This window comes from Bacillus sp. BHET2 (assembly GCF_005938125.1).
GTDB lineage: Bacteria > Bacillota > Bacilli > Bacillales > Bacillaceae_B > Rossellomorea.
In genome coordinates this window covers 23,505-41,574 of the sequence record NZ_VCQN01000008.1, presented here as the reverse complement: position 1 = coordinate 41,574, position 18,070 = coordinate 23,505, and the positions used below count along the sequence as shown (strand labels likewise).

General features: G+C 36.5%; 21 protein-coding genes. 8 read left to right on the top strand and 13 right to left on the bottom strand.

Features of this window, described 5'->3' with window-relative positions; all coding sequences use genetic code 11:
- Window positions 1-116: 116 nt before the first annotated feature.
- The 5 genes from FGG79_RS19850 to FGG79_RS19830 form a co-directional block, all read right to left on the bottom strand.
- Window positions 117-827 carry a hypothetical protein gene (locus tag FGG79_RS19850; RefSeq protein WP_138781566.1) on the bottom strand — a complete coding sequence of 237 codons (711 nt, stop codon included), beginning with the start codon at window positions 825-827 and terminating at the stop codon, window positions 117-119.
- A 391-nt stretch (window positions 828-1,218) separates the two neighbouring features.
- Window positions 1,219-1,914: a LytR/AlgR family response regulator transcription factor gene (locus tag FGG79_RS19845; protein WP_138781564.1), complete on the bottom strand. Its 696-nt coding sequence runs from the start codon at window positions 1,912-1,914 to the stop codon at window positions 1,219-1,221.
- 24 nt (window positions 1,915-1,938) lie between these two features.
- The gene (locus FGG79_RS22475) at window positions 1,939-2,061 is read right to left on the bottom strand and encodes a cyclic lactone autoinducer peptide (protein ID WP_138781562.1); all 123 of its coding nucleotides are present in this window, start codon (window positions 2,059-2,061) and stop codon (window positions 1,939-1,941) included.
- Window position 2,062: 1 nt separating this feature from the next.
- Window positions 2,063-2,692, bottom strand: a complete 630-nt coding sequence (locus FGG79_RS19835; protein ID WP_138781560.1) for an accessory gene regulator ArgB-like protein — start codon at window positions 2,690-2,692, stop codon at window positions 2,063-2,065.
- A complete protein-coding gene (locus tag FGG79_RS19830; protein ID WP_138781558.1) occupies window positions 2,673-3,989 on the bottom strand; it encodes a sensor histidine kinase in 1,317 nt (438 codons plus the stop codon). Before FGG79_RS19830 ends, FGG79_RS19835 begins: the two co-directional genes overlap by 20 nt.
- Window positions 3,990-4,205: 216 nt before the next feature.
- Between FGG79_RS19830 and FGG79_RS19825 the strand changes: the two genes are divergently transcribed.
- Window positions 4,206-4,418: a response regulator transcription factor gene (locus tag FGG79_RS19825; RefSeq protein WP_240794342.1), complete on the top strand. Its 213-nt coding sequence runs from the start codon at window positions 4,206-4,208 to the stop codon at window positions 4,416-4,418.
- Between the two features lie 60 nt (window positions 4,419-4,478).
- On the opposite strand, the gene FGG79_RS19820 is transcribed toward FGG79_RS19825, so the two are convergent.
- Together FGG79_RS19820 and FGG79_RS19815 are read right to left on the bottom strand one after the other, a co-directional pair.
- Entirely contained in the window at window positions 4,479-5,408 is a 930-nt protein-coding gene (locus tag FGG79_RS19820; protein WP_138781556.1) for an ABC transporter ATP-binding protein, read from the bottom strand.
- The gene (locus FGG79_RS19815; protein WP_138781554.1) at window positions 5,408-6,091 is read right to left on the bottom strand and encodes an ABC-2 transporter permease; all 684 of its coding nucleotides are present in this window, start codon (window positions 6,089-6,091) and stop codon (window positions 5,408-5,410) included. The genes FGG79_RS19820 and FGG79_RS19815 overlap by 1 nt, the downstream gene beginning before the upstream one ends.
- Window positions 6,092-6,182: 91 nt before the next feature.
- On the opposite strand from FGG79_RS19815, the gene FGG79_RS19810 reads away from it, so the two are divergent.
- The 6 genes from FGG79_RS19810 (at window position 6,183) to FGG79_RS19785 (ending at window position 12,723) form a co-directional block, all read left to right on the top strand.
- Entirely contained in the window at window positions 6,183-6,896 is a 714-nt protein-coding gene (locus FGG79_RS19810) for a response regulator transcription factor (protein ID WP_138781552.1), read from the top strand.
- The gene (locus FGG79_RS19805; protein ID WP_138781550.1) at window positions 6,893-8,620 is read left to right on the top strand and encodes a HAMP domain-containing sensor histidine kinase; all 1,728 of its coding nucleotides are present in this window, start codon (window positions 6,893-6,895) and stop codon (window positions 8,618-8,620) included. Before FGG79_RS19810 ends, FGG79_RS19805 begins: the two co-directional genes overlap by 4 nt.
- Before the next feature lie 177 nt (window positions 8,621-8,797).
- The gene (locus FGG79_RS19800) at window positions 8,798-9,028 is read left to right on the top strand and encodes an AMEP412 family response elicitor (protein ID WP_138781549.1); all 231 of its coding nucleotides are present in this window, start codon (window positions 8,798-8,800) and stop codon (window positions 9,026-9,028) included.
- 154 nt (window positions 9,029-9,182) lie between these two features.
- Window positions 9,183-9,911, top strand: coding sequence for an ABC transporter ATP-binding protein (locus FGG79_RS19795; protein WP_171051018.1), 729 nt, complete (start codon window positions 9,183-9,185; stop codon window positions 9,909-9,911).
- Between the two features lie 5 nt (window positions 9,912-9,916).
- Complete coding sequence (locus FGG79_RS19790) at window positions 9,917-11,482, top strand: elicitor-associated permease-like protein (RefSeq protein WP_171051017.1); 1,566 nt, start codon at window positions 9,917-9,919, stop codon at window positions 11,480-11,482.
- Between the two features lie 344 nt (window positions 11,483-11,826).
- Window positions 11,827-12,723 (top strand): tetratricopeptide repeat protein, encoded by an 897-nt coding sequence (locus tag FGG79_RS19785; protein WP_138781543.1) that lies wholly within the window; start codon window positions 11,827-11,829, stop codon window positions 12,721-12,723.
- A 225-nt stretch (window positions 12,724-12,948) separates the two neighbouring features.
- Here FGG79_RS19785 and FGG79_RS21940 read toward each other — a convergent pair whose 3' ends face one another.
- From FGG79_RS21940 to FGG79_RS19760, 6 genes are all read right to left on the bottom strand, one after another.
- Window positions 12,949-13,107, bottom strand: a complete 159-nt coding sequence (locus FGG79_RS21940; RefSeq protein ID WP_171051016.1) for a hypothetical protein — start codon at window positions 13,105-13,107, stop codon at window positions 12,949-12,951.
- Window positions 13,108-13,589: 482 nt separating this feature from the next.
- Window positions 13,590-13,985 carry an Imm26 family immunity protein gene (locus FGG79_RS19780; RefSeq protein WP_240794341.1) on the bottom strand — a complete coding sequence of 132 codons (396 nt, stop codon included), beginning with the start codon at window positions 13,983-13,985 and terminating at the stop codon, window positions 13,590-13,592.
- 53 nt (window positions 13,986-14,038) lie between these two features.
- Window positions 14,039-14,434 carry a TM2 domain-containing protein gene (locus FGG79_RS19775; protein ID WP_138781539.1) on the bottom strand — a complete coding sequence of 132 codons (396 nt, stop codon included), beginning with the start codon at window positions 14,432-14,434 and terminating at the stop codon, window positions 14,039-14,041.
- 14 nt (window positions 14,435-14,448) lie between these two features.
- Window positions 14,449-14,775 (bottom strand): TM2 domain-containing protein, encoded by a 327-nt coding sequence (locus FGG79_RS19770; protein WP_171051015.1) that lies wholly within the window; start codon window positions 14,773-14,775, stop codon window positions 14,449-14,451.
- 310 nt (window positions 14,776-15,085) lie between these two features.
- Window positions 15,086-15,916, bottom strand: a complete 831-nt coding sequence (locus FGG79_RS19765) for a hypothetical protein (protein WP_138781535.1) — start codon at window positions 15,914-15,916, stop codon at window positions 15,086-15,088.
- Window positions 15,917-15,928: 12 nt separating this feature from the next.
- Window positions 15,929-17,296 carry a TcaA NTF2-like domain-containing protein gene (locus tag FGG79_RS19760; protein ID WP_138781533.1) on the bottom strand — a complete coding sequence of 456 codons (1,368 nt, stop codon included), beginning with the start codon at window positions 17,294-17,296 and terminating at the stop codon, window positions 15,929-15,931.
- Window positions 17,297-17,681: 385 nt separating this feature from the next.
- Between FGG79_RS19760 and FGG79_RS19755 the strand changes: the two genes are divergently transcribed.
- A complete protein-coding gene (locus FGG79_RS19755; RefSeq protein ID WP_138781531.1) occupies window positions 17,682-18,044 on the top strand; it encodes a DUF948 domain-containing protein in 363 nt (120 codons plus the stop codon).
- Window positions 18,045-18,070: the final 26 nt, after the last annotated feature.

Here is an 18,070-nt window from a genome sequence, read left to right as displayed (position 1 = left end):
TCTCAAATAGATCAGTAGTAATGGAAAAACCATCTTCCCCATGCAGGTGGTTAGAAATTTCCCTTTCCACTTTCTCACTCTTTCATGATTATGGCCTTATAAGTCAGACACAGTGACTAGGCAGATTGTTCTGTTTCTGAAAGCCCAGCCCTTCGTCGAAGCCAAACTCCTCCAATGAGAGACAGAATGCCCAGTATAGCAAAGGAAATCAAGGAGAATGCCCCCCCTTTTTGATACGGAAGATCGGTGTAGTAGCCATGCTTCTCTCCTGAAAGTCCTCTTATCCATTGCGTTTCCAACTTTGACTTTGAGTGAAGAGTAAATTCACTTATTTTTATGACTCCATTCTCGTTAACACTATACGTTTTATATTTGGAGGGAGTTGTAATCAGCTTTTCGGACTCCGGCGTAATTTTCATGGCAATGATGAATGACTCCTTGCCAGTCTCATTCTCAACCATAACTTTATATTGAATTGCTTCACTAAAAGCACTCATTCCATTACGCTCAGAATGGACATTAAATCCCATAAGCGTTTCTTTCGGTTCATCTTTTACTTCAAAGATGATATTTCCGCTCTTTTTATTTGATACTTCTTTCTCCTCTAGAAACGTATCCACCTTCACCCCATGAAACACTTGAACTGGAAATACCTCGCCGTCCTCCTTTAATGAAACAAAGTCATACTTGCTCTCAAAGCTGTTTTGATAGAAGGTTTCCCTTACAGATTGGAACAGAAAATAAATGACGATAATGATAAATAGGATCCCTATTATAGAAAGTAAGCCACTTAGATACATAAGTCGTTTCTTTTTACTAAGAGTCATGGGCTCCTCCTTTTTCATAAGAAGATGTCAGACACTCAATCAATACCTCTTCCCCTTTTTGTCATCCATCTCACAAGAAAAATAATCGATATGTATATATTCTAGTGAAAATGGAAAATACCTTTTAGGTTAAGAGCTTTTATATGTGTAAATGGGACCTATCCTCGTTGGAATTCTCCCATTTACACTTCTTCTTAATGATTTCATTCGCTATTTTCCTATTTTTGAATTATCAGGGGTTTTTTCATTTCCACTAGTATAATGAATGGTACAGAACCTTTCATTGTACTCTATAGGAACTTCAAATGTAGAAGTGGAGGAATTTTGGATGAATAGCCTGTAAGAAGGTCCATTTTTGAATATCTATTTAAAAAAACCGTCGATTAGACGGTTAGAAATAGGATGCCATGAGGAATTTAAGCTGGCTATATTTATGTCTACTTAAATTGATTATGGTTTGGCAATTTTTCAGTTGGACATTGTATGATTTCATAAAGGCGTCTTGTTCGATCATTTCTATCTTATCGATTGGGACTAGATAGGATTGGTGAGTCCGATAAAACATTTCTTCATTGAGCATGTCTTCCAGTCGATTTAAGCTTTCACTACAAGCTATAAATGACTGATCATCAAGATGTATGAGGGTCTTCTTTCCTTTTCTCTCAATATATAATATCAATGACGTGTCCACCAATCGCAATCTGCCCTGTTCCTTTACACCAATCTTTTTCCTTTTGGTACCTGTTGTCTGAATTCTTTCCAAAGTTTGCTTAAATCTTACCAGATTAATCGGTTTCGTCAAAAAATCTTCCGGATAATATTTGTAACCCTGTAAAGCAAAATCAGGATGTGCACTCATAAAGATGATTTTAATCAATGGAGATTTATCCTTAATATATTGAGCAATATCGAATCCGTTGGCTATTGGCATATTAATATCTAACAAAACTACATGAACAGCGCCTATTTTATCTATTATTGAGAAGAGATCTGTCACTTCTGTTGTTGCAAGAACCAGATTTGTTCCCGGAAGTTTTTCGATCATTTCTTTCACCTGATCCAGTATAGTTACATCATCATCAATCACAGCAATATTAAGGTGAATGTAAATCTACTCCTTTGATTGTTTTTCTGGTAGTTCAGGCTCATAGGCAAACCAAAAACAACTGCTAATTGAAGTGATAGAATTAAAAAACAAGGAAATGGTCGCTATAAGATACGTAATCAATTTCATTCTAAAAATCCTCCTTTGTGAATGATTTATATTTAAAATTCTCTCCGTAGGAAAGAATTTTCTCCCAAAAAGATGTCAAAGTAATACTTTGCATAATTAAAGAAAGCCATATACAGTATTTAAAGTCTATAAGGTATGGCAGATAACCAGAAACAAATAACATGCCAAATATACTTATGGATAGGTATTTTAACTTTCGCTTTTCCCTTGCATTAAACATGTCTTTTTTCTTATGTAGTACAGGTGCCTTGATAGAATGGATGACCACACAGATGATTAACATAATCAGAAGAACATAGGTGTATTGATTCAATAAGGTAAAGTACTTTACCACCAAAGAAATACCCATGATTTGAAAAAGGCTCAGCAGCAAACATTTAAAATAACTGTTCGCATGAGCTCCACCAGAAAACATTCGAAGAGATGCCCCGCTTATGAGAATAATAGCTGCTTCTGCCACAACACCCAAAAAGATAGCCGCCATTAATGTCAGGATGACCTGGATCATTCCGGAAATCATCCATTCCAAACCATACCTTATTTCATCCTTTTTCTTCTTAAAATCGGGGTTGTGTATAATGATTGTATTCGTAATAGCAGTTGCAATCGTATTAGGCGTATGAAGTTTCATGTTTTCCTCCACTAGGGATTTTCACTACAAAGGTAACCGAATGATCTACTAACTCCGGATAAAGATATCCTTTATACTTTTCCACAATTGATTGAACAATCGACAGACCATGACCGTGATTACCCTTTTCCTTTTTTGTAGAGAAACCTTCTTTGAACATTTCTGTAATGTTTTTTTCAAATTCATCAATATTTGCGAAGTTGCTAATTTCAAAGAAATATTCATTGTTGTTTTTACCGATCGTAACTGTAACCTGCCTCTTACACTCTTCTTCTATTTCTACCGCTTCTATTGAATTAAGAAGGAGGTTCCCCAGAATTTTGTTTAATTCATATACCCTGCAAGGAATATCTCTTAAGTTATCGTAAATGATGTAATGGATGTGGACATTCTTCTTAAATGCGAGGTCTTTATAAGAAAGCAGCATACCGGCTACAGCATCAGAAGTAAGCGGTAATATTTCACTCACACTTGATGCTTCTTCCAATACTTCATCTAAGTACTCCTTACATTCTTCATAATGACCATGATCAAGCATTTTCTTTGAGGCTAATAAATGATGAACAAAGTCATGCCTTTGAAGCTTAACATTGTTAATGTAATGGCCAAGATCTTCCTCGTATTGATGATTTAAATGCATCGACAGTGCCTCAAGATTACTATTCAGTAAATAACGTATGACATAAAAAATCAATATCGTTATCATGACTAAAAATACGGCGGATAGCAATGTGAAAGTCGTGCTGTGTTGGTGATTAAAAATAATAGAATAGTAGAGAAAAAGCATGGCAAATAATAAAAATAATATCGAATAAAACTTGGTATTACTTCCTTTCATTCCACGCTCGCTATCACCGGTTAGAATATGTAAGTTGAATTTCCTGATAAGAAAAAAAATAAAAAGCATATTCAACATATGCGGGATTGCTACTATCAATACAGGCATATCAGTAATTGCTATAGTAAACACCGATTGAAGAGGAAACAATAATAAAAAACTAACAAATTCTGAAAGGAGTAAAAGGATCGCCCCTGCCACTAGAGCCAGCAATGAAACTGTAACGCTGACATGAATAATAAAGGTAAGAAGTACTCCAAGTGAAATAATCAAGATGAGTAAGTAGATGTATGGGGGAATACTGCCTTTAAGAATAGTTAAAAGAACACTCCCATAAAAACTGACGACAAGTAAAGGATATAACTTTCTTCTAAAGGAAATACCCACAAAAGAAAAACCCACTAAAATGATTAAGAAGGTTTCAATCATACCGCCCAATAAGGTGATGAATAAAGTCATAATTCACCCTCCTTTATCTTCATTTAATTTACCATATTTTCTAATTTATAGTAACACATCTTCTGGATAATATTTTCATTTTTTTACAAAAAAGAACAATATAAGAGCAAAACTGCACCAGATATTGTGTGATTCGGACCAAATAGTTGAATAGTTATTTCCGCCTTATATCTTCTGGTAACATTTAATCTATAAAGAACACTGGAGGGATGAGCGTTGAAAAGCCAGGAGGGAACACTATTAAATACAGTTGAAACAGCGATTATTGAGATGATTGCTAATGAGATGCCAAATAAAAAGATTGCATCCGAATTAAATTACTCACAGCGAATGGTAGAGTACCATATTAATAAAATTTCAAAGAAATTGGAAGTTCAAACGAGGGTAGGGATTATTGTAAAGGCTTATAAAAATAAAATCATTACATAATCACACAAATACCCACACATTTCACTGAAATGTGTGGGTGTTCTTTTTTAGTCGGAATGATCAGAAACTAGAAGCACGGTCCCCAGATTCCTTCTGCAAGAAAATCTCTTCTAAAGATGGTTCATCTACATTGATTCGGTATAAATCTATATTTTGTTTTGTGAATGCACGGACGATTTGTGGGATTTTCTTTTCTGATTCAATTACAATGGATGTTATATTTCCTCTTGTGTCAATCTCTTTTCCCACAGTCTCAAGGTATTGCTTAATAAGGGGAAAGTTCCCATTTTCCATTGAGGAATGTTTGATTTCCACTTGAATGGTGGAAGAATAATGTGATCTTAAGTCCTCTAATGTTCCCTCATTTATGATTTTTCCATCCTTCATAATAGCCATGCGTGAACAAATTTTTTCAACCTCGTTTAAGTTATGGGAGGTCATGAATATGGTTTTCCCTTCACTTTGCAAATCAAGTATCAACTGTTGGATGTCAAGCCCTGATTCCGCATCAACACCTGAAGTAGGTTCGTCTAAAAAAACTAAATCGGGGTCATGAACGATTGCCTGAGCAATACCTAATTTTTTCTTCATACCGAAAGAGAATTTTCCAGCCTTTACGTTTGCATGCTCTAAAAGACCTACCCGTTCCAACATTTCTTTTCCCCGTGCCGTTGATATTTTCTTGCCGGTAATCGTAGCAAAATATTTCAAATGACCAAGAGCTGTTAACGAGTCATAAAAAGTGGAGTAATCTGGTAGTACTCCGATACGGCTGTATACGTTCTCAAGCTTTGTCTCACCGAGCAGCTTAAATTCTCCTGAAGTTGGCCTAATCACCCCGGTAATCATATTGATAAAAGTGGATTTCCCGGCACCGTTCCTTCCTAAAAATCCATATATCTCCCCTTTTTGTACGTGTAAACTGACATCACTGACTACCTTTTTTGTACCAAATTGTTTTGTGAGTCCGTTTGCCTCTATCACATTCATTATAAATCTCTCCTCTTGAAGATTTCTCGAGCAACTATGAATAGTAATACCGCATAAATGAGATTGATTAAGATATAGTAACTTCCCAGGGTTGAATAATAATAGGGGGTTAAAAACTTAAACCAATTCGTATAAATGCTATCCGCATAAATCGCCCAAAAACTAAGTGCAGGGAAAACCAATGCGAATACGATGCCAAAAAACATCGAGATACCAGGCTTCGGTAAGACAAGTGAAAAGATTAGGTTTAATGCCAAAGCCACCGAGAGGAACATCATGCAATCTACAACACCCAGCCATAAAAACTCTTTGGAAACAAACGACACCAATATATAGGAGACCGTTATGCAAAAGAACCAGAAAAACCATACCCCTAGATATTTACCTAATAAAATTTTTGTACGAGTGGTCTTAGTCACTAAAAACCTCATCGTTCGGCTGCTGATTTCCCTGTTCATTAAGTCATGAGACAAACCAGCTATAAATAAAAAACCTAATCCAAATACAATCATCAGGGTCCCGATTGCGTATCCATCTGTACCTTCTCCCATATCAAGCTGACCTGCAACCGTAGTCATGAAATCCGCCAATAAATAACTAATTCCAAAGATGATTGCGATAACGATGATGGATTTAACACTTTTGAAGTGTCCTTTAAATTCATTCATGCATATTGCCCACATTCATTACCACTCCTTTCTAAATCTAGTATACTAATGGTAAATTAAGATAAGTTTAATGCACCCTTAACATTACCTTAAAAGGAGTAGCGATATGGAAAGTGGAAAAATCTTGATTGTAGATGATGAAGTAGAAATTCTAAATATGATAAAGCTGGTGTTACAAAAAGAAGGGTTCTTATTAGTGGAAACATGTACAACCGGCAAGGAGGCCATTAAATTAATAGAAACCAACAGGTATGACTTAATCATTTTAGATGTGATGCTCCCCGATATGTACGGATATGATATCTCTTCAACGATCAGGAAGAATTCCAATGCCCCCATCTTCTTTATTTCGGCTAGGAACTCTGACCTTGATAAATTAACTGGGTTCACCCATGGCGGAGACGATTATATTACCAAACCATTTAACCCTCTTGAAGTGGCAGCAAGAGTAAGAGTCCAAATAAAAAGATATCTTTCCACTCAAGGAGAAAAGGAAGAAAGAGAAATTTTCGATTTTGGTCAATTTACACTTAATACCAAATCAGCAGAATTAAGGGTTGATGATCATATCGTCCCTTGTTCCGCTCAAGTTTACAATCTTCTCCTTTTTTTCTGTAATAATCCTGACAGGATCTTTTCTAAGGAACAACTCTATCAGCAAGTATGGAAAGATGATTTACTGATGGATGATAACACTGTAATGGTCCATATAAGAAAAATCCGGGAAAAAATTGAGAAAAATCCAAGTAAGCCATCCTTTTTATTAACTATCAGGGGGTTGGGATATAAACTGGTAAGCGGGAAGAGAAGGTTACTATGAATCTTCGAAAGAAATTAACGATGAATTTCTTATCCCACTTTATTATCTTTTTAGTTGTTATGATTGGGTTAATTATCACCGCTCTTGTCACGTTGTCTTTTATCATCTCCCGTGCTGAAATGAAATCGGACTTCTCAAGGACCTCCATTGAGTACTTGGAACATGCAATAAAGATTAAGGGTCAAGAGGTAAAAATGAATCAAGACGTCAAAGACTCTGTCAAAAAGAATAATGGATGGCTCCAAGTTGTTCGTTCAACAGGACATGTAATCGGCAGATACAACACTCCTTCAGAATTGCCATATTCTTATAACTTTACCGATATACTTTCTTTAGAAAACAGTCATTACAGAATGAAATACTGGCAAATTCCAGATAAAGATAAGTCGATGGTCACGATCATATATGGAGAAAAGGTACGAAGTATTGAAATCAAAAAGGAACTTATTAACATGAACGTTCTTCCTGAAATCAACAAAAAAATTCAGGATTATTTAGTTCAAAATGACGCATGGATCCAGATATATAATTCTAAAGGTGATATCATTGACGGTTATGCTGCACCTAAAGATTTAAGCTATACGTTTCACGATTTATTGGGTATTAAGGAAGAGCCGTGGAATTCAAGATATGATATTTCTTTATTCCGTCCTCCTGAAAACCCAAGTCATATATTTGTAATTGGTACGAAGAATACCTATTATAGCCCCGACACCATAACAGATGGAATAATCAACCGTTCATTTATGAAAGGCTTCCTGATCGTCTCTACAATTCTTGTTATATTAATCACCTTTCTGGGGATATGGTATGGAAAAAAATTCGGAGTTCCTCTGTTATATATGATGAAATGGATCAATGATATGTCAGAAGAAAACTATTCCTTTCCTCTAAATAATAAAGGAGTCAACCCTTTATTAAATAATGCCGGAACATTGAATAAAAAATACTCATTCTTTAAAGATGTTGTCCTTTCTTTGAATAAACTCACATCTACTTTAAAGATGAATGAACAAATTCAGCAAAAAATGGACAAAACAAGAGAAGAATGGATTACTGGCCTTTCACATGATTTAAAAACTCCAATCAGTTCGATTTATGGTTATTCTACCCTCCTCTCAACTGATTCTTATAAATGGAGTCAAAAGGAGATGAATGAATTTGGGCAGATCATAAAAGAGAAAGCCTATTATATGAGTGAGTTAATTGAAGATTTGAATTTAACCTATCGACTAAAGAATGACGCTCTCCCTATCCATAAAGAGAGAATCGAGATCATTTCTTTTTTAAAAAGATGGTTGAACCAGCATGAGACTTCCGAAAAACCGATTATCCTTGAGACGACGTATCATTCTTTATACCTCAATATGGATCCAAAATGGTTAGCAAGAATCATGAATAATTTAGTTGTCAATGCAATAAATCATACTCCGACCGGAACACAAATTAAAGTAACGGTATTAAAATCCGGGGCTTCGGCTATCATTCTTATTGAAGATAACGGTACCGGAATGGATGCTGAAACCATACAAAATTTATTTAATCGGTATTATCGTGGCGGAAATACAAAAGACAGCGATAATGGCTCCGGATTGGGGATGGCGATAACCCATCAGTTGGTGGTAGCACACGATGGAAAAGTTGAAGTGAAGAGTGAACCAGGCAGTGGAACAACTATCAAATTGATTTTCCCTTATGAACTAGATGAAAAGATTCCAAAGTAATTCCAAGTACGTTCAAGCCTTATAGAGCCTGTATTACATAGTAAATTACCTTCAGAACAGAGTTTGCGGAAATACGCAACAATTGTCAAAATCTATTGAATATAACATTTAATGTAATTATGATGAAGTTAACCAAAGGCCTTTGGAAAACTTTTTATTAAATGGAGGAATTTAACAATGTTTTCAGCAATCTATAATGCACTTAAAGCACTAGTAAGTAAGGTCCCTTGGAGTAAAGTGGCATCATTCTTAAAATGGGCGTACGATTTAGCAACAGCAGCTGCAGGAAAGACGTATGCACAAGCTACTAAAATCTTAAATTATATTAAATCGAACCCAGGAAAGATTGTTGACTGGTTCCTTAAAGGATATTCAGTATACGATATCATCCGAATTATTCTTGGATAAGTTCAATACTTATTAAACATAGATTAGAGAATACCAGCGAAAATGATTCTTTCGTCTGGTATTCTCTTCCTTGTTGGAAGAGAATACTCAGTGCTATGATTAACTTATAACAACTAATTTCTTACAGTTTTGCATATAAAGGGGTGATGATTCATTGGAAATCTTACATATGGAAAATGTGAAGAAGGACTATGATGGAGAGTGCGTCCTATCAATAGACTCCCTATCCATAAATAAAGGAACAATAAGTGGATATTTAGGAAAGAACGGTGCAGGCAAATCAACTACGATTAAAATCATGATGGGAACCCTGCTACCTGATCAAGGTTTTGTTTATTTCCAACAAGAAAAAATCGATTATAAAAATCCCCATCACAAAAAATTCATAGGCTACTGTCCAGATTATCCAGCCGTTTTCGAAAAGCTGTCTGTAACGGAACATTTGCATTTCATTTCATTTTTATACGGGGAAACAAATCTACAAGAAATAGAAAGTAAAATAAACACTTATTTAGAACATTTTGAAGTAGAAAGATATAGACATACCTTAATTAAAAACCTTTCAAGAGGAAACAAACAGAAAATATCCATTATCTCGTCCGTCATGCACAATCCTTCTTTGTTGATATACGACGAGCCCACTCTCGGTCTTGATCCACTGAGTATTAAACAATTCAAATCTTTTTTGAAAGATTACACTCAAAGTGGCGGAACGGTATTCTTATCTTCTCATTCTTTAAATATCATAGAAGAAATCGCCGATACTGTTACAATTATTAATAATGGATCTCTACTAAAAAAGAATATATCTGTCAGTCAACTTCGCGGAAATTTAACGAGTGTAGAAGATTACTTAATCTCCGTAGTCGAAGGACGGGAATGATCAAGATGAACTTTATTAAGTACTTAACGTTTAAGTATAAACTCACTAGTCAAAGGCCCAAACAATCCAAACGGGATCTTATATCAGAATGGATCGGTATAGTAATCCTTTGCTTGTCATTGACTTCAGTATTGTATTTCATCATTAATACGTTGCCTGAGAACATTCAAGCAAACATGAATACTTACATAATAGGTCTTTTTGCATTTCTGTGTCTAATCTCCATCTCGTCTGCTACTAAAGCATTTTATAAGGAGTACTTTCTCTCCTCTGAACGGGAGATTTTACTAGTTGCACCGATTAAGAACTCACAAATTATTTTGGCGCGATTTTTCATTGTGGTCATTGAAGTATTGATAATCAATGCAGCTTTCTTATTTCCTTTTATTCTGGCAAATTATGTTTCAGGAAACACTTCACTTGAAGTCGTATTACTGACGATTCCCCAAATATTAGCAGGTGCAGTTTTCTTCAGTGCTCTGGCTCATGTGTTATATTCACTGGCTTTTCTCATTTCAAAAGGAAAAGGACTTAAAACAGTTGCCTTTTCAATCATGACGTTAGCTTCTGTTGGAGTCATTGCTGTCATCGTATACGCAAGCAATTACAAGAAATATTTAATGTATCAAGATCCTTGGGTTAATAAAATCCTTTATGTCCTGCTTCAATATCCAGAGTATCTTCTGGAAAACTCGATTGATCTAAAGTCTGCGGTGACCTTTACAATACTCATTCTACTAAACGCGTTATGTATGGTGTTTCTTGTCTATTTCCTAACCGGCTACTGCTATAAAAAAGGATTGTTGACCATTTCTCTAAGAGACTTAGATCAATCATATTATTCACACATGACATCCAGTTTCATTCACAAGTATATTCACAACCCATTTATCAAAAAGGACTTATTGTATTTATTGCGAACACCAAAGTTGTTTTCAGTGTATGTCTCACCACTCCTTTTCACGAGTGTCATTGAATTTAAAAATCAATTTGCTTCTTCCGGGTTTACCATAACCATTTTAATCAACTTTTTTGCCCTTTTCATCACGACCGTAACGTTTAACAACATACTGTCGGATGACAAAGATCATCAGGACCTTTTATTCAGTATTCCTTTCAATTACCATCAATTATTTGTAATGAGAAGTCGATTGGTACACATCCTATCATTTTTACTATCAGGATCGTATTTACTACTGGTCATGTTATTGGAAAATGTAGAATTACCATTTATCATATATGGTGTGGTCCAATTGTTCATATTGACCTATATATCATCCAGGGTATTCTTATCTAGAATCATGAAAAGAAATGAAAAGAAATATAACGGATACAAATATAATGGTGAAATAGTGAAGCCACTCTTCTATTATCTATTTGTATGGAACATTCCACTGCTCTTCATATTCAGCATATTACATGAGTATTTACGTAGAATCATAGAAAACCATTCTTTATCCTTACAAGCCGTTATCATTCTAACTTTAACTATCATCATCATCATTGGAATGATAGGTCGAAGCAAAAAAACAACGATCAAACAAGAGGTGAACAGGCAATGGCAAATGTAGATAAAAAAGAAAACAAAACGTTTTTCCAACGATTAAGTTTCGGGTTTACAATCTTTTGCGTCATTTTTCTTATTATGAGGTTTACAGGTTTATTAGATCCAGTTATTGAATTTTTCAAAGGGTAATGATCTGTAGTGTACCTTCCCTGAATCCGCCTCCACTATGATGGAGGTTTTTTCATATAAAAGGATAGATCAGAATTTCCCTTGTTATCTCCCACAATATACTGCCCCCTTCTCATTACACTAGTCAATTTGTAAAATAATCTCCATATTCGGACATCGCACCTCTACTTAGCATCTGGTAAAATAAGAAAAAATGATGTGTTTGACGGAGGTGAAAATGTGGATTACTCAGTGATTGGTAAGAAGATTAAAGAGTTAAGAAACGTGGTGGGGCTTACCCAGGGAGATTTAGCTGAAGGGATATGCACCCAGGCCCTGATTAGCAGGATCGAGAAGGGAGACATTTACCCAAGCGCCACGGCGTTATACCAGATCGCCATGAAACTCGGTGTTGATGTGAATTACTTCTTTGAAATCGGCACCACCCCTCGCATGGATTATGTTCGTGAGGTGGAACGACAATTAAAGACGCTTAGACTAAAACGAAAATATACGGAAATGATCGAGATAGTCAAGACGGAAGAAAAGAATCCATTTTTCAATAAAGATAACGAGAGGTTGCAACTTCTTTACTGGCATAAAGCGATCTATCTATTCGAGGTCGAAGAAGATCACACGTCCGCTTTTGCTGTATTGCAAGAAGCATATGATCTGACAGCACGCCAGAAAAAGGCACCCACCGAAAAAGAATTGGAAATCCTCATGACCTTCGGAACATGGGAAAAATTATTACAGAACAACGAAAAGGCACTTTATTATTATCGTAAAGTTGAAGACATCATCAGGCAAATGGAACACTTACATGATCAATCGATCAATACACGATTACTCTATAATATTGCCCGTGTCCTGACCCAAACAGGAAACTATGAACAGTCCATCGCTTATTGCCATAAAGCCATCAATTGGTGTGTGGAAGAAGAGCATTTATGGGGGCTTGGTGAGCTACACTATCACATAGGCTATAACTACGAAAGAATTGGAGACGATGAAAATGCACTCTCCTTTGTGGACAAGGCCATCCAATTGTTTGTCTTGAGAAATGATGATACTCATCTTGCGTTTCTTGAAAAGAGGAAGCAAGAGATTATGGGTAAGGTACAACATGGGGATTGAAAGGGAAATGGCCGGACTTGGGGTTATTCCATTTCTTGCTCTTCCCCCCCTTAATCTATTCATCTTCTAACAAGCTATTAAACAATCGTTTACCTTCTTTAAAACCTTGATTTCTACCTCTCAGCTGTTTAACCAAACGTTTGTTTAATATGGCGGGAGTCCTTGGCTATTTTAAGGAAGGCCAATATGAAAAATTGGCTCTCACCTAAACTAGGAAGAGTCCTTCTATTCCTCATCAACCCATATCCCAATTGATAAGGCAGTCATAGTAAAAAAGTTCAATGCAAAAGCGATTCCCCCGAGGACAGAATCTTCTAATAGATAAGCCATAATAGAGCAAATCGTCATGATAATAAAACAGGTGGTAATAAATTTCCGTTTCATTTATCTCACTCTTTCAATAGGTAGGCTTAAGCAAACTCTCCCCGTCCAGAAGCAACGGACCTGCGTCGGAGTCACACAGCCCCAAGCAGAGAGAGCTCCGATATGTAGTCATACTCCCGCGCAGATTTATTCTGATAGAAAGTTTCCCTCACGCTTTGGACCAGAAAATAAAGAACGATGGAGAACAATAACAATCCTATCACTTAAATTCATGGCTTCCTCCCTTCCTTTCATGTATAGCTCATGGAATAGATATGTATATATTCTTGTTAAAAGGGGAAATACCTTGTTGAGGGCGTGAATGAGTATTGATTATTTAGGGGTGGAGGGATAGGTCCTTGTCCTATACATTTAGTGTGGTTGTGTCTTTACTCATTAATTCTCAGATAAAACTTGGTGACTCATTACTGTGTAGTTGCCTTCTGCAAAAAGAAACCTTAAAAGGCATTTAACCAATCAAGGTTTCTATCCTAATTTTCATTCTACTTATCGTTACCCATTATTCTATCGATAATATGTTCTGCTTCCCAAACTGCAGCAACTTCTAATCCCTTACACTCTTGTTCAGTAGATTTACGGTCTTGACCTTTATGGTAAATTGAATAACTCCCAGTGATGGGGGCTTTTATGTAATAAGGAGGTGGCCATTCTTCCTCTTCATTCTTAAATGGCCGATTATCTACAATTGACCATTTCCCCGATTTCAAAACATCATCATATACCCCAACAATAAATCGGTATTCTTCCTGTGGTGGTAAATCATCTACATCTACCCCGATATGATTATATATCCCGATAGACGCATCCCTATATCTTCTTGCAAATGCATACTTACTGTTTGGTAGAGGAATTGCAAATACATCACCGATTTTTATCAAAAAGAAAAAGCTTACTGACAGATTAAGATTGTCAATAAGCTCATAAGCGGATTTCATTTTCTACTATTAATAATGGTTTGGAGAATATGATTCTCACAGCTCTCATTGATGTCGATTATTCTCCTATTCAAGAAAAACGCATCGATCCAAGACCAGACAACAGAACCACTTAAAAGAAAGATGAATAAACCTAATAAAAATTGTATAAAGCCATTATAGTATTCTACTGTCGATAATATAATTATGATTGCTATAATCGGAACCATACTCGTAAGAAGCATTGTTGAGGCGTATCGGTAATTTTCTGTATAAAAACGATGGGCACCAAAAAAACTTAATCCGGCCCATAGCCCCCAAGCAGCTTCTTTATTTTTTCTCTTCTTCAGCATCTCTGATTCAAGGATCGCTAACTCTTCTATCGTGAGATCAAATTTCGAAACAGAATCCATTCAATTCACCACATTTAGTTTGCTATTTTTGAATTGTTTTTAGCATTGTTTAAGAGACGAATTTCAGAAAGAATGTCGTTTTCAATACTTTCATTCGTATCTTTGATCATTCCATTCAGTAAGAATAGATCAATGAAGCTCCAAATACCTAAACCGCCAAAAGTCAATAGCATCGCAACAGCTGTACCCGTCTTTCCTAAATAAAAACGGTGACCGCCAAAGCTGGTTGTGAAAAACCAAAGTAACCAAGTTGTTCCTGCTGATTTCTGTTTCTTGGTCATTTCAGAATTAAGTATTTGTAATTCTTCTGATGTGAGCCCTTGCTTTTGAATAAGTGACATATAAATTCCCCCATACTTTCTACATTTCATTCTAGTGACTATTTAGTCCTTTAACAATTCAAAATTATACCATCTTTCATAGGTAAAATGTGTTACTTTTTGCTTTTTTATGTAAAATAATGTTGTTTACCAAAACATATATGCGGGAATATTGAATGAGGTTATGAAATATGTCGAATTAGAATTTCAATAAATATTCTTCTACATTTAAAAAAACTAACCTTTAACTCACCCATTTCACCAAAAAAAGGTCAATAAAACCGTAAAAAAAGCCAAGTGACTAAATCATCACCTGGGCTCTCTCCTGTTATTAAAACCCCATGTTCAATAATGATTCAATGTCACTCATGAAATCCAATACGCTCATGCGGACAATCAGATAAGCGATGAACATGGATGCAGCCGATGCCCCCGTTGCCCAGTATAATTTGTTTAGTATTTTTCCACTCTTCATTGCTCTGTCGTAGACTACGATGGATGGCAGAATGGCAACGGTATAGAACATTGATACTCCTGTCAGGATGAGAGTCAGTTGGATCGAGCCCATTAATCCGAAGACGATGGCCACTACATTCAAAGCCGTGAATGGGATAAGGATACTGCCGAATTGACCCAGTAACTCTTTCATCGTGAATCCTTCTGACATAAACTTCGATACAAGGAAGACACTGATGAAGGAACCTATGATAAAGAATACTGCAAACATTAACAAGGATGACGTAATGCTAAAGAACGGCAACGATTGTGCTCCTATTCCGCCTTCAGAGAAGAGACTACCAAATCCGCCAACGACGGCTTTATACAATTTGTTTGCCAGGAAGTAGATGCTGAGTGCAAACGCGATGACAAAGAGGGCCATCGTTATAACTCCATTCACAAACTGGTTTTCCTTAGTTTCCAGTGCCACAGATGGTTTTTTCAGTACCTGCAGGGCATAACTCCAGTACTTGGACACACTTTCCTTCGCCTTCATCACATTTTCATTCGTGTTCACCGGCTGTGTATCCATTGCAGATGAAGCTGCTGATGCTTCTGTATAAGCTGATGGCTGATGGTTGCTGTTTTCCATTAAGCTTGTTCCACATTTCCCACAGAACTTTCCTGAATCCTGTTCATTTAGACAACTTGTGCATTTCAACATGTTCTACCTCCATTAAATCGAATCTCGTTCCGTGTCGTTGATATCGATTTTCTCAATTTTATAGCTAGTATCTTCTTTAATAATCGTGTAGATTTTTTCCCGGTCATACGTCGTCTTCTCTCCTAGATGATTCGTGAAAATAAACTGCTCATTGGTTGTAATTTCAAATGTATCATTTCCGACTTCTTCCGAGTGTAAGATGTTATTCTCAGTGAATTCATAGGAGTAATCCTTATCTTGGAGTTCTCCTATGTACTCCTGTAATTCCTCTTCAGCTACACTTCCTGTTATCATGTAGGACTGGATTAAGGAGTAATCCCGAGAGTTCAATGCCTCCTCGTAAGAATCCCTGAAATCCAGGATATACTGGTTCGCTTCATCAAGTGATGCTGACTCTTCGCTTTCTTCCCCTTCTACTGGATCCATTTCTTCTTCACCAATCATAAAAGGAAGGTCTCCCCATATATCATCATCCTGTGTAATCTCTTCACTTCTAAATGTCGAACCATCAGGCGTTGACATCTCTGCGAACATGGCCATCTTCTTCCCTTCAGGAAATGGACCAAGGTATTCAATCTCTTTCAGCATCTTGTCGGTGCTCTTCCCATTTATAAATAAAATCGCTTCAGGAACATTGGTATTGATGGAATAGGTAGACCCGTTAAAATCAAGATGATATTCAGATTGATGGCTTTCATTCGTTTCCACTTCAATCTCTTCTTCTAATGTAAAATCACCATAAAGGTTAGTTGCCTCTCCCTTTATTGAATAAGATCCAGGGTACGCTTTACTTCCCTTGACAGGTTTACCACTTTCCTCGATAGCCACTTTCTTTTCACCTATTTTAAACGTAGCGGATTCCATGTTTGTCTTCATCATGATTTGATTCGGAATCGCTTCAATTTCATATGTAGGATAGATCCCTACTATTGAATGTCGTTTCACTTTGAACAGGTCATGACCATATTGGTTCTTTACAAAAGCATCAAAATCCGTATCACCACTAATAATGGAAGCAAATTGTTCCCTCATGCCCTCCCAGTCTGATGCCTGTATATAGGAAAAATAGTGTTTCTGATTTAATAAAGCATCCTCATCAAATGATATGTATTCAAGGAATCCTTCCTCACTATTAGAGGTCATGGCCTTATCCATCGATTGAATGGTTTTCATCGGATCATAAATGGATGATAGAATCATATGAGTGCTGATAAGACTGATCGATAAAATTCCAGCAATAAGAAGGAATACCTTTGTCTTCTTTGACAAGGGATCTCTTTTCACTGAATGATCATTTTTCACCTCCTTCTTTGCTCCACACTTTTCACAAAAAGATGTATTATTCTTTAGTTCTTGTCCACATTCTGTACAGTAACCCAAGCTGCAACCTCCTTCATCAAATTAAAACCTATAATTATCCAATTCCTTCACAACGGGTACTATTATATCATTCATCGGATGTATTGATAGGTATTTATAACTAACATCCATGAGTATTTATACCTACAAATCAACCACTCTCTACATTCAGATCATTTGAGCCATAATCTAATTGAGCATCCACATCAAAAGCTCATGCCCACGCCTGTGAATTTCCATATACCGTTAGTTGTAGTTTCTTCAAGTTCGCGGTCTGATACTACTCGTCCTTTCTCCCTTTAGGAACCTCCCGACGATTATCTTCCCTTACTCCAAATCAAAAGGAAAAGGAATGTCTAAGCCCCCATTCTCATACACTTAGAGAAACGAAGGGAGCTGGTCTTAAGTGCTTGAGTGGAGTGCTGCCATTGCAGCCGTTGCGTTTACCATTCTCGTCATCTATTTAATTCTGACATTACGAAAAGTCATGGCAACACTTGCTGAAACGAAGGAGACGCTGTCTGACGCCCGGACAGCCGTAAACGGCATTACAGAAGAAGCAGAAGAACTGATTCATACAGCCAACCAGATTTCGGTTGATGTAAAAGGGAAAATGGAGGCCGTTGATCCGTTAATTGAGTCCGCTCATGATATCGGGGATATGATACATGACGTGACAAGCTCGATTAAACGCACAGCGTTGCAAAAGAACAATCGAAAAACCATCCATCCGCAGGAAAGCAAGCCGGTACAAATTAAATTGAAGTAAGCAAAAAGAGGCCGGTTGAGCCGACC

Coding starts and splice junctions, on each gene's coding strand:
- FGG79_RS22475 (WP_138781562.1), bottom strand. CDS start 2,061: ATGAAATTGATTACGTATCTTATAGCGACCATTTCCTTGTTTTTTAAT.
- FGG79_RS19765 (WP_138781535.1), bottom strand. CDS start 15,916: ATGTTGAAATGCACAAGTTGTCTAAATGAACAGGATTCAGGAAAGTTC.
- FGG79_RS19775 (WP_138781539.1), bottom strand. CDS start 14,434: ATGGATTCTGTTTCGAAATTTGATCTCACGATAGAAGAGTTAGCGATC.
- FGG79_RS19830 (WP_138781558.1), bottom strand. CDS start 3,989: ATGACTTTATTCATCACCTTATTGGGCGGTATGATTGAAACCTTCTTA.
- FGG79_RS19810 (WP_138781552.1), top strand. CDS start 6,183: ATGGAAAGTGGAAAAATCTTGATTGTAGATGATGAAGTAGAAATTCTA.
- FGG79_RS19820 (WP_138781556.1), bottom strand. CDS start 5,408: ATGAATGTGATAGAGGCAAACGGACTCACAAAACAATTTGGTACAAAA.
- FGG79_RS19800 (WP_138781549.1), top strand. CDS start 8,798: ATGTTTTCAGCAATCTATAATGCACTTAAAGCACTAGTAAGTAAGGTC.
- FGG79_RS19805 (WP_138781550.1), top strand. CDS start 6,893: ATGAATCTTCGAAAGAAATTAACGATGAATTTCTTATCCCACTTTATT.
- FGG79_RS21940 (WP_171051016.1), bottom strand. CDS start 13,107: ATGAAACGGAAATTTATTACCACCTGTTTTATTATCATGACGATTTGC.
- FGG79_RS19815 (WP_138781554.1), bottom strand. CDS start 6,091: ATGTGGGCAATATGCATGAATGAATTTAAAGGACACTTCAAAAGTGTT.
- FGG79_RS19850 (WP_138781566.1), bottom strand. CDS start 827: ATGACTCTTAGTAAAAAGAAACGACTTATGTATCTAAGTGGCTTACTT.
- FGG79_RS19770 (WP_171051015.1), bottom strand. CDS start 14,775: ATGTCACTTATTCAAAAGCAAGGGCTCACATCAGAAGAATTACAAATA.
- FGG79_RS19790 (WP_171051017.1), top strand. CDS start 9,917: ATGAACTTTATTAAGTACTTAACGTTTAAGTATAAACTCACTAGTCAA.
- FGG79_RS19835 (WP_138781560.1), bottom strand. CDS start 2,692: ATGAAACTTCATACGCCTAATACGATTGCAACTGCTATTACGAATACA.